The organism is Ornithinimicrobium pratense (assembly GCF_008843165.1).
Taxonomy (GTDB): domain Bacteria; phylum Actinomycetota; class Actinomycetes; order Actinomycetales; family Dermatophilaceae; genus Ornithinicoccus; species Ornithinicoccus pratensis.
In genome coordinates, this window is record NZ_CP044427.1 from 657,018 (window position 1) to 671,200 (window position 14,183).

A 14,183-nucleotide genomic window follows, 5' to 3' on the forward strand; every position below is an offset into this window, starting at 1 on the left:
GCAGCACCGGGCAGACGAGCAGGAGAGATGAGATGACGGAGCTTTCGATCCGTCCGGAGGAAATCCGGGACGCCCTGGACACTTTTGTCCAGTCCTACCAGCCGAGCGCCGCTTCGCGCGAGGAGGTGGGCCGCGTGGTGGACGCCGGCGACGGCATCGCCCACGTCGAGGGCCTGCCCTCGGTCATGACCAACGAGCTGCTGCAGTTCGAGGACGGCACGCTGGGCCTGGCGCTGAACCTCGACGTCCACGAGGTCGGTGTCATCGTCCTGGGCGACTTCTCCGGCCTGGAGTCGGGCCAGGAGGTCCGCCGCACCGGGGAGGTCCTGTCCGTGGCCGTCGGTGACGGCTACCTGGGTCGCGTCGTCAACCCGCTGGGTGAGCCGATCGACGGCCTGGGCGAGGTGGCCACCGACGACCGCCGCGCCCTGGAGCTGCAGGCTCCTGGCGTGATGGCGCGCAAGTCGGTCCACGAGCCGCTGCAGACCGGCATCAAGGCGATCGACTCGATGATCCCCGTCGGCCGGGGCCAGCGTCAGCTGATCATCGGTGACCGGCAGACCGGCAAGACCGCGGTGGCGATCGACACGATCCTGAACCAGAGGACCAACTGGGAGTCCGGCGACCCTGAGAAGCAGGTCCGCTGCATCTACGTCGCGATCGGCCAGAAGGGCTCGACCATCGCCTCGGTGCGCAGCACCCTGGAGGAGGCCGGCGCCCTGGAGTACACCACCATCGTGGCGGCCCCCGCCTCTGACTCCGCCGGCTTCAAGTACCTCGCGCCGTACACCGGCTCGGCCATCGGCCAGCACTGGATGTACCAGGGCAAGCACGTCCTCATCGTCTTCGACGACCTGTCCAAGCAGGCCGAGGCCTACCGCGCCGTGTCCCTGCTGCTGCGACGCCCGCCGGGTCGTGAGGCCTACCCGGGTGACGTCTTCTACCTGCACTCCCGGCTGCTGGAGCGCTGCGCCAAGCTCTCCGACGAGATGGGCGCCGGCTCGATGACCGGCCTGCCGATCATCGAGACCAAGGCCGGTGACGTGTCGGCTTATATCCCGACCAATGTCATCTCCATCACCGACGGTCAGATCTACCTGCAGGCCGACCTGTTCAACTCCAACGTCCGGCCGGCCATCGACGTGGGTGTGTCCGTCTCCCGCGTGGGTGGTGCCGCGCAGATCAAGGCGATGAAGAGCGTCTCCGGCCGGCTCAAGGTCGACCTGGCCCAGTTCCGCGAGATGGAGGCGTTCGCCATGTTCGCCTCCGACCTGGACGCCGCGTCCAAGGCGCAGCTGGAGCGGGGCACGCGCATGGTCGAGATCCTCAAGCAGCCGCAGTCCTCCCCGGTCCCGGTCGAGGAGCAGGTGGGAATCATCTGGGCCGGCACCAAGGGCCACATCGACGACGTGCCGGTGACCGACGTGCGCCGGTTCGAGTCCGAGTGGGTCGACTACCTGCGCCGCGAGCAGGGTGGTCTGCTGGCCGGCATCCGGGAGACCGGCAAGCTCGGTGACGACGCCGAGGCTGTGATGGGCGAGGCGATGGCCGCGTTCAAGCAGGAGTTCTCCCCGGACTCCAGCCAGGAGATCCAGGCGAGCGAGGAAGACGTCGACGGGCGCGAGCACGACGACCAGGCCCAGATCACCGTCCAGCGTCACTGACCGTCCGGTGATGCCGCGCCCCGCCCGAGCCGGGCGGGGCACGGCATACCCGATCAGCACCACCCACGAACGAACGAGAGAGGCGAGATATGGGAGCGCAGCAGCGGGAGTACCGCCAGCGCAGCCGGTCCGTCCAGTCGACGAAGAAGATCACCCGGGCGATGGAGCTCATCGCGGCCTCGCGAGTGGTCAAGGCCCGCCAGCGGGTCGCGGCGACGTCCCCCTACGCCGGGGCGATCACCCGCGCCGTGTCCGCGGTGGCCAGCCACGCTGAGGTGGAGCACCCGTTGACGCTGCAGCGCGAGAACCCCACCCGGGCAGCGGCGCTGATCATCAGCTCCGACCGGGGCTTGGCCGGTGCCTACTCGGCCACCGTGCTGAAGCGGGCCGAGCAGCTGCGTGAGCACCTGCAGGAGCGCGGGATACAGACCGTGCCCTTCCTCACCGGGCGCAAGGCGGAGACCTACTTCCGCTTCCGCGGCCGGGAGTTCGCCGAGTCCTGGTCCGGCTTCTCCGACGCGCCCTACTTCGAGGTGGCGCGGGAGATCGGCCAGCGGCTGGTGTCCGAGTTCATCACCGGAGCCGAGGAGGGCGGGGTGGACGAGGTGCACCTGGTCTACACCCGGTTCATCAACATGGTGACCCAGGAGGTGACCGTCACCCGCCTGCTGCCGCTGGAGGTCGTCGCGGACGAGCGTCCCCGCAGCGAGGACGTGCACCCGCTGTACGAGTTCGAGCCGGACCCGCAGGAGGTGCTCGACGCGCTCCTGCCCCGCTACATCACCTCCCGGGTCTGGAACGCGCTGCTGCAGTCCGCCGCGTCCGAGCTGGCTGCCCGCCAGCGGGCGATGAAGTCGGCGACGGACAACGCCGAGGAGCTCATCAAGACCTACACCCGGTTGGCCAACCAGGCCCGCCAGGCCGAGATCACCCAAGAGATCAGCGAAATCGTGGGCGGCGCGAGCGCCCTCGCCGACGCCAAGTGAGAAGGAAGCACGAAACCATGACTGCTACCACGCAAGCTCCGCAGACGGAGCAGACCCAGGGTGCCGCCGGTCGGCTTTCCCGGATCATCGGCCCGGTCGTCGACGTCGAGTTCCCCCCGGGCAGCATGCCCGCGCTCTACAACCTGCTCAAGACCCAGGTGACGCTGGGCGGTGAGACCAAGACCATCAACCTTGAGGTCGCGCAGGACATCGGCGACAACATGGTGCGCGCCATCTCGCTGCAGCCCACCGACGGCCTGGTCCGCGGCCAGAGCGTGCAGGACACCGGTGGTCCCATCACCGTCCCCGTCGGCGACGTGACCCTAGGGCACGTCTTCAACGCCACCGGTGACGTCTTGGACCTGCCGGAGGGGGAGACCCTGGAGATCTCGGAGCGTTGGGGCATCCACCGCGCCGCCCCGGCCTTCGACCAGCTGGAGCCCAAGACCCAGATGTTCGAGACCGGCATCAAGGTCATCGACCTGCTGACCCCGTACGTGCTGGGCGGCAAGATCGGCCTGTTCGGCGGCGCCGGCGTGGGCAAGACCGTGCTCATCCAGGAGATGATCGCCCGTGTCGCCCGCGACCACGGTGGTGTGTCGGTGTTCGCCGGGGTCGGCGAGCGCACCCGCGAGGGCAACGACCTCATCGTGGAGATGGAGGAGGCCGGCGTCCTGGGGCAGACCGCCCTGGTCTTCGGCCAGATGGACGAGCCGCCGGGCACCCGCCTGCGCGTGGCGCTGTCCGCGCTGACGATGGCGGAGTACTTCCGTGACGTCCAGAAGCAGGACGTGCTGCTCTTCATCGACAACATCTTCCGCTTCACCCAGGCCGGCTCCGAGGTCTCCACGCTGCTGGGCCGGATGCCCTCGGCGGTGGGCTACCAGCCCAACCTGGCCGACGAGATGGGCACGCTGCAGGAGCGGATCACCTCCACCCGCGGCCACTCGATCACCTCGATGCAGGCCATCTACGTGCCGGCCGACGACTACACCGACCCGGCCCCGGCGACCACCTTCGCCCACCTGGACGCGACCACCGAGCTGTCCCGCCCGATCGCCTCGATGGGTATCTACCCGGCCGTGGACCCGCTGGCCTCGACCAGCCGGATCCTCGACCCGCGGTACATCGCCCGGGAGCACTACGACACCGCGGTGCGGGTCAAGTCGATCCTGCAGCGCTACAAGGAGTTGCAGGACATCATCGCGATCCTGGGCATCGACGAGCTGTCCGAGGAGGACAAGATCCTCGTCGGACGGGCCCGTCGCATCCAGCGCTTCCTGTCCCAGAACACCTACGTCGCCAAGCAGTTCACCGGCATCGAGGGTTCGACCGTGCCGCTGGCCGACACCATCGAGGCCTTCACCAAGGTGGCCGACGGTGACTATGACCACCTGCCGGAGCAGGCGTTCTTCATGTGTGGTGGCCTCGACGACGTCGAGCGCAACGCCGCGGAGCTGGAGAAGAACAGCTGACCGGCTGCTGATTCGGCCCGACGACCGGGCCCGGTGCACCTGCACCGGGCCCGTTCGTCGTCAGGGTGGGCGGCGAGGCGCCGCCGTACGCTGTCGTGCGCGGTCAGGGGCTGAGTCCCCTCAGGCCAGGCCCAGGTGGTGGGCCTCCTCCCACAGCTCGTCGCGGACGCGCGGGTGGGCGCAGCTCTCGATCAGACCCGCGGCCTGGTCCTGCTCGGAGTGGCCCCAGATCAGGGCGGTGCCGTGCTCGGTGACGACCGCGGACTGCTGGACCGAGGTCACCGGCTCGTCGAGCAACGGCACGATGGTGGACACGTCCGCCTTGGGGTGCCAGGAGCGCAGGGCGATCATCGCCTGGCCACCCGGGGAGTGCAGCGCACCGACGATGAAGTCGGTCTGCCCGCCGGTGCCGCTGTGGATGCGGGCGTCGATCCGTGAGGCGTTGGCCTGGGCAAAGAGGTCGACCTCCAGCGCGGTGTTGATCGAGGTCATCATCCGTTGCCGGGCAATCAACGCCGGGTCGTTGGCGCGCTCGGTGCGCAGCATGGTGACCCGCCGGTTGCCGTCCACCCAGTCGTAGAGCTCCTGGGAGCCGAAGAGGAAGGAGGTGGTGAGCGGGTGACCGTCGTCCAGGGCCCCGGCCCGGTCCAGTGTCAGCACCCCGTCGGAGAACATCTCGGTCCAGATCCGCAGGCCGTGGTGACCGGTGAGGGCCGCCAGCGCGGCGTCCGGCACCGCCCCGATGCCCATCTGCAAGGTGGCGCCCTCCGGCACCCGCTCGGCGACGCGGCGGCCGATCTCCAGCGCGTCCTGGCCGAGGGGGGCCGCGGCACCGGCCGCGGCCAGCGGCGAAGAGGTGTGCACCGCGTAGTCCACCTGCTCGACGGGGATGAGTGCGTCGCCGTAGGTGTAGGGCATCTGGTCGTTGATGAGCGCCACCACGATGCCGCCCCGCTCCCGCACCATTTCGTGGGCCGCCGGCAGCACGTTGACCTCCAGGCCTAAGGAGAGCACGCCGTCGCGTGGGGGAGCACAGTGCAGCAGCACGGCGTCCGGGGGCAGGGTGCGTCGGAAGAGCATGGGCACCAGCGACAGCCGGGAGGGGACGTAGCGCAGGCGGGGGCTGCGTCGCTGGCCCGGACCGACGAAGCTGGTCTCGAGGGTCACCCCGTCCCGGTCCGGGAGGCCTGCCGGCCCGTTGAGTGCGTGCAGGGTGTAACGCTCCAGCGTCCGGTCCACGACCTCGACCAGATCCCACGGGATCACGTGGTTGCCGGACACCACGACGCGGGGATTGTCGGGGAGGGCGTGCAGTGCCCGGGCCAGGCCTGGTGTGTCGATGGTGATCACCACCTCATCCTGCCTTTCCGCACCACGCCGGAAGCAGCCGGGCCCCCGCGGCACGACCTCGTCCGGAAGGGTGGAACGGCACCCGTCCTGGCGGGCAACCACAGGCCGTTAGACTGGACGTGTCGCACACCTTGGAAAGGGATCATCTCGTGAGTGCACTCCACGTCGAGCTCGTCGCCGCCGATCGTCAGGTCTGGGAGGGCGAGGCGCAGCAGGTCAGCGCGCGCAGCGTCGACGGCGAACTGGGCATCCTGCCGGGCCACAGCCCGCTGCTGGGCGTGCTGGTCGCCGGCGAGGTGCGGATCAAGACCGGCGGAGGTGCCCAGACAGTCACGATCGACGGCGGTTTCCTCTCGGTCGACAACGACCGCGTGGTGATCGTGGCCGAGCACGTGGACGCCGGCAACCTGGCCACGACCACCGGTTGACCCGACGATGACGGAGCTGCTGTCCCCGGTGCTGCTCGCCGTCCTCGGCAGCATGCTTCTGCTGGGACTGCTCCTGGGCGCCTACCGGCTCGTCGGGCAGCGGCATGCCTCCACCATGACCATGCCGGCCGCCTATCGCGCCGAGGGTCAGACCCAATGGTGCCGCGGCACCCTCCGCTTCATCTCCGGCCGTCTGGTCCTGCGTGGACCAGGCGGCCTTTCTGTCGGCCCGTGGCAGCGCGGCAACCTCGACCTGGGCGTTTCCACCCCGCTCGACGAGGAGTCCGCGCGGGCGCTGGGGTGCGACGGCCAGATCCAGGTCCCGGTCAGCTACTTCGGCTCCCGCTTCGAGCTGGCCCTCGCCGAGGACCACTACACCGCGCTGCGGGCCTGGATCGAGGCCGTTCCCCCCGGTTGGAACAGCCAGGTCGCCTAGGTCCGGCGGCGCCTCTCCGGCGCCTCGTCCCGGCCGCCGCCGGGGCGCCACAGCACATCGCCCTCGCCCGCCGTGTTGGCCACCCTGGCCAGGATGAAGAGCAGGTCCGAGAGCCGGTTGAGATACTTCGCGGCCAACGGGTTGACGCCGCCCTCGCCCTTGCCTGCCCCTTCCCCAGCGGGCTGGTCGCCATACGTCTCCAGCGCCTCCCAGGACGAGCGCTCGGCGCGCCGGACGACCGTGCGGGCCACGTGCAGGTGCGCCGAGCCGGGCGTGCCCCCGGGCAGGATGAAGCTGCGCAGCGTGGTCAGCCCCTCGTTGTAGCGGTCGCAGTCGGCCTCGAGCTCATCGACCCACTCGGCCTTGACCCGCAGTGGCTCCCATTCATAGCTGGTGCGGAGCGGCATGCACAGGTCGGCGCCAACGTCGAAGAGGTCGTTCTGCACCCTGGTGAGGGTCTCCCGGACCTCGGGTGGCAGGTCGGCGCTGGACAGGGCCACCCCGAGGACCGAGTTGGCCTCGTCGGTGTCGGCGTAGGCGACCAGCCGCGGGTCGGTCTTGCGGGTGCGCCCGTTGTCGCCCAGGGCCGTGGTGCCGTCGTCGCCGGTGCGGGTGTAGATCTTGGTGAGGTTGACCATGGCCCCGATCGTGCCAGATGAGCGAGTCGGGTATGCGGCCCCGTCGCAGGGACGTGCGTCCGGTCAGCCGCAGGGCGCCCGGTCAGGTGACGAGGGTGGCCGCCTCACGGCGTGGGTCCGCGGCCGCGAGCAGGCCACCGCCCGGGGAGAGCATGGCGGCGCTGACGCCGCCGAAGTACATGGCCAACCGGGGGTGCTCGTGCCGCACCATCCCCGCGGCGTCCAGCGACGCGGCGATCTCGGCGTCCTGCTCGTGGTCGATCCTGGTGCTGCCGTCCTCGAGGCGGCGTGGGTGCATCCGGGGGCGGTCGGTCGCGGTCTGCAGGTCCTCGCCGTGCCGGGCCAGGTGAATCAGCACCTGGGCCAGGGCGGTGGTGATCCGGTCGGCGCCAGGGGTGCCGATCGCCAGCACGCCTCCGTCGCTGCGTCGGGCGGTCGTCGGCGCCATGTTGGAGGCCAGCCGCGCGCCGGGAGCCAGCGCGTGCAGACCGCGCCGGTTCAGCTCCAGCTCCCCGAGGGCGTTGTTGGCGATGAGCCCGGTCCCGGCGATGGTCATGCCGGAGCCATAGCCGGCCGAGGCGGTGAGGGCGCACGCCATACCGTGCTCGTCCACCACCGAGACGTGGGCGGTGGAGGGGGAGGTGGGCAGCCCCGTGTCGCCGATCTCGTGCAGGGTCTGCAGCAGCTCGGCACCGGCGGCCGCGAGGTCCTCGGCGGTGTCGATCCGGTCCAGGCGGATGTCCAGGACGTCCCGCATGACCTGCGCGGCCTCAGCCGGGTCGATGTCGCCCTGGACCGCGCTGAGCAGCCGGAGCAGGGCGGTGAGCACCGGCCCGCCGATCGAGGGCGGGGGGTTGCAGGCGAGGTCCCAGTCCCCGAGGGTGCTGCGCAGGGCCTGTCGGACGACCGGCTGGTAGGCCTGCAGGTCGACGAGGGAGAGCAGGCCGTCGCGGGCACGCATGTCGGCGTCAATTGCCCGCGCGACGTCGCCGCGGTAGACGTCGGCGGCCCCGGCCTGACCGATGTGCTCCAGCGTCTGCGCGAGCTCGGGGTCGACGATCCGATGGCCGACCTGCAGGGGCTCCCCGGCGTTGGTGAGCAGGGCCCGGGTGGCCGGGTCCCAGGCCAGGATGGTCTCGGTGACCAACGTCAGGTAGGACTGTGAGATGCGGCCCAGGGGGAAACCGGACCGGGCCAGGTCCGCCGTCGGCTGCACCAGCTCGCGCCAGGGTGCCCGGCCGAACTGCTGGTGCGCGGCGCCCAAGGCGGCGAACATCCCGGGGGTGGCCACCGACCCGGGACCGACGTAGGTGACCATGCCGCCGCCGTACTCGGAGGCGGCCTCGATCAGGCCCCTCCCGCGCGCGTCGTCGGTCATCGCCCGCCCCGGCATCTCGACGTTGCCGTCGATGACCACCGGAGCTCCGGTGCTGGGCCAGATGTTGACGAAGCACCCACCGAGCAACGAGATGATCCCCGGTTCGGTGTGGGAAGCCACCAGCATCGCCGCGATCGCGGCGTCGACGGCGGTGCCGCCCTCGGCCAGCGCGTGCCGGGCGGCGTCCGTCGCGTAGGCGTTGGGGGCGGCGATCGCAGCGCGGGTGGTCATGCCGCTGATTCTGCCCGACCGCCGCGGCGCGAGGTGAGCACCAGGCGGGTGAGCAGGAAGGTCACCGGCACCGCCGCCACGGTCATCAGCAGGGTCGCCCAGCGCTCGTCGACCCAACCCCGCTCGACCAGCAGCACCGATCCCAGGGTCACGACCAGGAAGTTGACCAGGGTCGTGGACGGGAAGATGAGGAAGCGGCGCCAGGTGGGACGCACCCGGAAGGTGTAGAGCGAGTTGGCGAAGAAGGAGAAGACGATCCCGACGCCGTAGGCCAGCAGGTGTGCGGGCAGGTAGGCCAGGCCCAACAGGAGCAGCCGGTAGAGCAGGTAGTAGACCAGCGTGTTGGCGACGCCGACGACCAGGAAGCGGGCGAGGGCGCTCATCGAGCCTGGCCTGCTCAAAAGAGCCGGGACTCGGCGTCGTCCAGGCCCCGCAGCGCCTCGTAGTCGAGGGTGACGCAACGGATCCCACGGTCGGTGGCCAACACCTTGGCCTGCGGCTTGATCACCTGGGCGGCGAAGACGCCCGCGACCGGTGCCAGGTGGGGGTCGCGGTTGAGCAGCTCCAGGTAGCGGGTCAGCTGCTCGACGCCGTCGATCTCCCCGCGCCGCTTGATCTCGACCGCCACCGTGCGGCCGTCACGGTCGCGGCACAGCAGGTCGACGGGGCCGATGGCGGTGTGGTACTCCCGCCGCAGCAGGGTCCAGCCGAGACCGAGAGTCTGGACGTGCTCGGCGAGCAGAGCCTGCAGCTGGGACTCGACACCGTCCTTGACCAAGCCGGGGTCCACGCCGAGGTCGTGCGAGGTGTCGGAGAGGACGTCGTGCAGTCGGATCCGCAGGGTGTCCTCGCGCTTGCCGTGCCGGACCAGCCAGATCGACTGCACGCCCTCCTGACGCTCCAGGTCGTCGGGCTCCAGCTCGGCCATGGTGCACGGCGGGGCCATCCAGTTCAGCGGCTTGTAGGAGCCGCCGTCGGAGTGGATGAGCACCGACCCGTCCGCCTTGACCATGAGCAGGCGCGTCGCCAGGGGCAGGTGCGCCTGGAGGGCACCCTGGTAATCCACCGAGCAGCGGGCGATGACGACACGCACCGGGCAACCCTAACGGACCGCCTACCTCGCCCGGCCCGGCCGCCGGTGCGTCTGAGAGGATCGGGCCATGCGTGAGATCACCACCGTCGGGGTCATCGGACTGGGCACCATGGGTGCCGGCATCGTCGAGGTCTTCGCCCGGGGAGGGTTGCAGGTGATCGGCGTGGAGACGACGCAGGACTATGCCGACCGCGGCCGGGGCATCCTGCAGGCCTCCACGGACCGGGCCGTGGCCAAGGGCAAGCTGGACGAGGACGGGCAAGCGCATATCCTGGACCGGATCACCATCAGCACCGACCTGGGAGACCTCAAGGACGCCGACCTGGTGGTCGAGGCGGTCCCGGAGGTGCTGAGCCTCAAGCACGAGGTCTTCGCCAAGCTCGACGACATCATCGCCGAGGACGCGGTGCTTGCTTCCAACACCTCCAGCCTGTCGATCACCCAGATCGCGGCCGGGACGCGGCACCCGGATCGGGTGGTTGGGCTGCACTTCTTCAACCCGGCGCCGATCCTGAAGCTGGTCGAGGTCATCACCACGGTCCGCACGGACACCGCGCTCATCGACGCGGTCGTCGAGCTTTCCGAGCGGATCGGCAAGAAGCCCGTCGTGGTGGGGGACCGCGCCGGTTTCGTGGCCAACTACCTGCTGTTCGGCTACTTCGTCTCCGCGCTGCGGATGCTCGAGCAGGGCCACGTCAGCCGTGAGGACCTGGACACTGCGATGCGGGTCGGAGCCGGCCTGCCGATGGGCCCCTGCACGCTGATGGACTTGGTCGGTCTGGACGTCTGCCATCACATCGGTGACGTGATCTACTCCCACACCCGCTCGCCGATGCATGCGCCCAGCCCGATGCTGGAGCGGATGGTGACCGCCGGGTTGCTCGGTCGCAAGAGCGGGCGCGGCTTCTACACCTACGCCAGGGCCGGGTCCGGCCAGGTGGTCGAGGACGAGCAGACGCCCGCGGCGCCGGAGGGCTTCGGGCTAAGCGCCGTCGGCGTGGTCGGTGGCGGTGAGGTCGCTGACGAGCTGGCCTCGCGGCTGCAGGAGGCAGGGTATGCCGTCACCCGGGTCACCGACCCGGGTTCAGACGAGGAGCTGGCCGGCCTGGCCGACGTGGGGCTGGTCATCGAGGCCGCAGCGGCACCCGAGGCGCCCGCCGAGGACGAGCTGGAGGAGGAGGGGTTGTGGGTCGAAGAGGCCGGCGAGGACCTCTGGGAGCAGCTCGGCGCGGCCGTGGGCCCGGACACGGTCCTGGCGACCGTGAACCCGGACGCCGCCGTCGTCGTCGGCGCGTTGTCCGGCCGGCCCGAGAAGGCTGCCGTGCTGAGCATCCACACCCCGACCCACCACGGCCAGGTCGTCGAGATCGGCCGCTCCAGCGCCACCGACGACTCGACCGTGGCGCTGCTGCGCGAGGTGGTCACCCGGATCGGGGCCGAGCCCGTGGTCTGCAAGGACCGGGCCGGCCTGGTCGTCGACGCGCTGCTGATGCCCCACCTGGGGGATGCGGTCCGGATGCTCGACGAGGGCTACGCCAGCGTGCAGGACATCGACACCGCGCTGCAGTACGGCCTGGGCTACCCGGCCGGGCCGTTCGCGATGGTCGACCACCTCGGCGCCGACGAGGTGCTTGCGGTGCTGGAGGAGCTGCGTTCGGCCGGAGGTCTGCCCGCCGACGCTGTCGCCCCCTCGCCTCTGCTGGTCGAGCACGTCCTGCTGGACCGGCCGTTCACCGGCTGACGGTCGTCGGGGACGCGCTTGTGGGCCGTTCCAACCGACCCCGCCGCCACGGCCGGCCGCGCAAGGGCGTGGCCGGGGGCGGCCTGCCCCCGTCGGTGCAGCGCGGCGGCGTCGGCGAGGTGCGCTACGCGGGTCAGCTGTGGTTGGTCCGTCAGGTGCGGCCCAACGACAGCGGGCGGAGCTACCTGTGTCCGGGCTGCCAGCAGGAGGTGAGCGCCGGAACCGCGCACACCGTGGTCTGGCCGGCTGAGTCGATGCGGGAGCTGGAGAACCGTCGGCACTGGCACACCGTCTGCTGGTCGGCACGGGAGCGGCGGCGTCCGGGTGGGTCGTTCGCCTGACCTGGTGAGTTCTTCGCCGGGCGGCGGTGCACCGTGCCTTAACGCCCCGGGGGGTGGCCGGCCGGCGAGGTCGACATCGTCTTCCGCGCCCGGTGCGACGAGGGATGGCCGCCGCCCGCCGAGGGCATCCGAGCCGCCATCCCCGCGGACCTGCCGGCCCTGGCCCGACTGCACAACGAGGCCTTCCCCGGCACCTATACCACCGCTTGGCAGCTGTTGGCCCGGCAGGTGCTGGGTGGTGCCGAGCTGGTCGGCTAGGGCTCAGCCCGCGGGCTCGACGAGCTCCACCAGCACGCCGCCGGCGTCCTTGGGGTGGATGAAGTTGATCCGTGAGCCGGCGGTGCCGCGGCGGGGCTCGTCGTAGAGCAGCCGGAGCCCGCGCTCGCGCAGCAGGGCGCTGGCCGCCTCGATATCGCTGACGCGGTAGGCCAGCTGCTGCAGACCGGGCCCGTTGCGGTCCAGAAACTTGGCGATCGTGGACTCGGGCCCGGTGGGCGCCAGCAGCTGCAGCATCGTCGTCGCGTTGCCGCCCTCCGATTCGGGAGGGCCGACCGCGATCATCGCCTCGCGCACACCCTGCTCGGTGTTGGTCTCCTGATGCACGAGCCGGTGGCCCAGCACCTCGCAGTGGAAGGCGATGGCGGCGTCGAGGTCGGGCACCGCGAGGCCCACGTGGTCGACGCACAGCAGGAAGGGCGAGAGGTCGTCAGCGGGGCCGCGGTCGCGGTGCCGGCCCTCCGGCCGGTCCACGGAGCCTCCGGTGGGTGTGGTGTTCATCTGCGTCTCCTCGGGTGGATCGGCCATCGTCGTCTGGCACCACGGTAGGGCCCGCGCGGGGACGGCGGGGTCCCGGGGCTAGCATGCGCGACATGCCAGACCTCCTCGTGCGCGACGTGCGTCTCGTCGCCCTCGACGCACCCCTCCCCGAGCAGGCCCCCGTCCCGGGGGAGCCCGTGGACGTCCTGGTCCGGGACGGCGCGATCATCGCCGTCGGGGAGGGGGTCCGGGAGCGGGTCGAGGCGCTCGGCATACCCGTGCTGGACGGCAAGGGCCGGCATGCCGTGCCCGGGCTGTGGGACATGCACGTCCACATGGTCCAGTGGGGCCTGAGCCGCACCCGGCTGGACACCTCTGGCACGAGCGGGCCTCAGGAGGTCCTCGGCCTCGTGGCCGCCCGACTCGCAGGCGGGCTCGACACCCCCACCGGGATGCTGGTGGGATACGGGCACCGGACGGGCAGCTGGGACGAGCGGCCCACGGTCGCGGCGCTGGACGCCGTGACCGGGGAGGTGCCGGTGGCCCTCATCGCCGGTGACGCTCACCATGGCTGGCTCAACACGGCAGCGCTGCGCCTGGTCGGCGGGCCGATGGTGACCGGCGTGGTGTCCGAGGGCGCGTGGTTCCCCCTCTACGACCGGCTGCAGCGGCTCCAGGGCGCGGCCCAGGAGGCCGAGTTCGGGGTGGCGCAGGCGGTGGCCGCCGCCCACGCCCGCGGCATCGTGGGGATCGTCGACCTGGAGTTCGGTCAGCCGTGGCTGCAGTGGCGCGCGCGGACGGCCGGGGAGACACCGCCGCTGCGGGCGCGGACGGCCGTCTACCCCGAGGGCCTGGACGCGGTGATCGCCGCCGGGGTGCGCACCGGTGATCCGATCCGGGCCACCGACGGCCTGGTCACGATGGGCCCGCTGAAGGTCATCACCGACGGCTCGTTGAACACCCGCACCGCCTGGTGCTGCCAGCCCTACGCCGACGCCGCGGAGCCGGATCTGGCGCACGGCGCCCCCAACCTGCCCGCCGACGAGCTGGTGGAGCTGCTGCAACGCGCCCACGACGCCGGGTTAGAGGCGGCGCTGCACGCGATCGGCGACGCCGCAGTGTCGACCGTCCTGGACGCCTTCACCGCCACCGGGGCCGGCGGCTCGGTCGAGCACGCCCAGCTCGTCGACCTGACCGACCTGCAGCGGTGGTCCCGGCTGCCGGTCCGGGCCAGCGTCCAACCCGCCCACCTGCTCGATGACCGCACGGTCACCGAGCAGTGCTGGCCCGAACGCACCCACCGCACGTTCGTCCTGCGCGGCTTCCTCGACGCCGGGATCGAGCTGGCGTTCGGCTCCGACGCGCCGGTCTCCCCTCTCGACCCGTGGCTGGCGATGGCGGCGGCCGTGCACCGCGGGGCCGAGGGGGAGGAGAGCTGGCACCCGGAGCAGCAGATCAGCCCCCGCGAGGCGCTGGCCGCCTCCGTGGACGGACGACGGATCCGTGCGGGAGCCCCGGGGGACCTGGTGCTGCTCGACATCGATCCGCTCGGGGCCGACGGCCCGCAGAGCACCTCGGCGGAGCAGGCAGCCCGGTTGCGCAAGATGACCGTCTCCGCGACGGTGCTGGACGGGCAGGTCGTGCACGAGGCGTAGGCGGCTCTCGG

At 71.2% G+C, this 14,183-nt stretch carries 14 protein-coding genes; 8 read left to right on the top strand and 6 right to left on the bottom strand.

Features of this window, described 5'->3' with window-relative positions:
* The first annotated feature begins 32 nt into the window (after positions 1-32).
* From atpA to atpD, 3 genes are all read left to right on the top strand, one after another.
* On the top strand, positions 33-1,664 hold the full coding sequence (gene atpA, locus FY030_RS03030; RefSeq protein WP_158060223.1) for a F0F1 ATP synthase subunit alpha: 1,632 nt from the start codon (positions 33-35) through the stop codon (positions 1,662-1,664).
* An 89-nt stretch (positions 1,665-1,753) separates the two neighbouring features.
* Positions 1,754-2,650 (top strand): F0F1 ATP synthase subunit gamma, encoded by an 897-nt coding sequence (locus FY030_RS03035; protein ID WP_158060224.1) that lies wholly within the window; start codon positions 1,754-1,756, stop codon positions 2,648-2,650.
* A gap of 17 nt (positions 2,651-2,667) precedes the next feature.
* The gene (gene atpD, locus FY030_RS03040) at positions 2,668-4,125 is read left to right on the top strand and encodes a F0F1 ATP synthase subunit beta (RefSeq protein ID WP_158060225.1); all 1,458 of its coding nucleotides are present in this window, start codon (positions 2,668-2,670) and stop codon (positions 4,123-4,125) included.
* 120 nt (positions 4,126-4,245) lie between these two features.
* Here atpD and FY030_RS03045 read toward each other — a convergent pair whose 3' ends face one another.
* The gene (locus tag FY030_RS03045) at positions 4,246-5,475 is read right to left on the bottom strand and encodes an acetyl-CoA hydrolase/transferase family protein (RefSeq protein ID WP_158060226.1); all 1,230 of its coding nucleotides are present in this window, start codon (positions 5,473-5,475) and stop codon (positions 4,246-4,248) included.
* Positions 5,476-5,624: 149 nt separating this feature from the next.
* On the opposite strand from FY030_RS03045, the gene FY030_RS03050 reads away from it, so the two are divergent.
* Positions 5,625-5,903 carry a F0F1 ATP synthase subunit epsilon gene (locus FY030_RS03050; RefSeq protein WP_158060227.1) on the top strand — a complete coding sequence of 93 codons (279 nt, stop codon included), beginning with the start codon at positions 5,625-5,627 and terminating at the stop codon, positions 5,901-5,903.
* A gap of 7 nt (positions 5,904-5,910) precedes the next feature.
* Entirely contained in the window at positions 5,911-6,339 is a 429-nt protein-coding gene (locus tag FY030_RS03055; RefSeq protein ID WP_158060228.1) for a DUF2550 family protein, read from the top strand.
* On the opposite strand, the gene FY030_RS03060 is transcribed toward FY030_RS03055, so the two are convergent.
* From FY030_RS03060 to nucS, 4 genes are all read right to left on the bottom strand, one after another.
* Complete coding sequence (locus FY030_RS03060) at positions 6,336-6,977, bottom strand: cob(I)yrinic acid a,c-diamide adenosyltransferase (protein WP_158060229.1); 642 nt, start codon at positions 6,975-6,977, stop codon at positions 6,336-6,338. The genes FY030_RS03055 and FY030_RS03060 overlap by 4 nt on opposite strands.
* A gap of 82 nt (positions 6,978-7,059) precedes the next feature.
* Complete coding sequence (locus FY030_RS03065; protein WP_158060230.1) at positions 7,060-8,586, bottom strand: gamma-glutamyltransferase; 1,527 nt, start codon at positions 8,584-8,586, stop codon at positions 7,060-7,062.
* Positions 8,583-8,969, bottom strand: a complete 387-nt coding sequence (locus tag FY030_RS03070; RefSeq protein WP_158060231.1) for a GtrA family protein — start codon at positions 8,967-8,969, stop codon at positions 8,583-8,585. The genes FY030_RS03065 and FY030_RS03070 overlap by 4 nt, the downstream gene beginning before the upstream one ends.
* A 14-nt stretch (positions 8,970-8,983) precedes the next feature.
* Complete coding sequence (gene nucS / locus FY030_RS03075) at positions 8,984-9,679, bottom strand: endonuclease NucS (RefSeq protein ID WP_158060232.1); 696 nt, start codon at positions 9,677-9,679, stop codon at positions 8,984-8,986.
* 67 nt (positions 9,680-9,746) lie between these two features.
* Here nucS and FY030_RS03080 point away from each other — a divergent pair, with 67 nt between their 5' ends.
* Both FY030_RS03080 and FY030_RS03085 read left to right on the top strand, forming a co-directional pair.
* Complete coding sequence (locus FY030_RS03080) at positions 9,747-11,420, top strand: 3-hydroxyacyl-CoA dehydrogenase family protein (protein ID WP_158060233.1); 1,674 nt, start codon at positions 9,747-9,749, stop codon at positions 11,418-11,420.
* A 20-nt stretch (positions 11,421-11,440) separates the two neighbouring features.
* Positions 11,441-11,761, top strand: coding sequence for a hypothetical protein (locus FY030_RS03085; RefSeq protein ID WP_158060234.1), 321 nt, complete (start codon positions 11,441-11,443; stop codon positions 11,759-11,761).
* A 261-nt stretch (positions 11,762-12,022) separates the two neighbouring features.
* Here the strand turns inward: FY030_RS03085 and mce are convergent, their stop codons facing one another.
* The gene (gene mce, locus FY030_RS03090) at positions 12,023-12,538 is read right to left on the bottom strand and encodes a methylmalonyl-CoA epimerase (protein WP_158060235.1); all 516 of its coding nucleotides are present in this window, start codon (positions 12,536-12,538) and stop codon (positions 12,023-12,025) included.
* Between the two features lie 92 nt (positions 12,539-12,630).
* Between mce and FY030_RS03095 the strand changes: the two genes are divergently transcribed.
* Complete coding sequence (locus tag FY030_RS03095) at positions 12,631-14,172, top strand: amidohydrolase (protein WP_158060236.1); 1,542 nt, start codon at positions 12,631-12,633, stop codon at positions 14,170-14,172.
* Positions 14,173-14,183 lie beyond the last annotated feature (11 nt).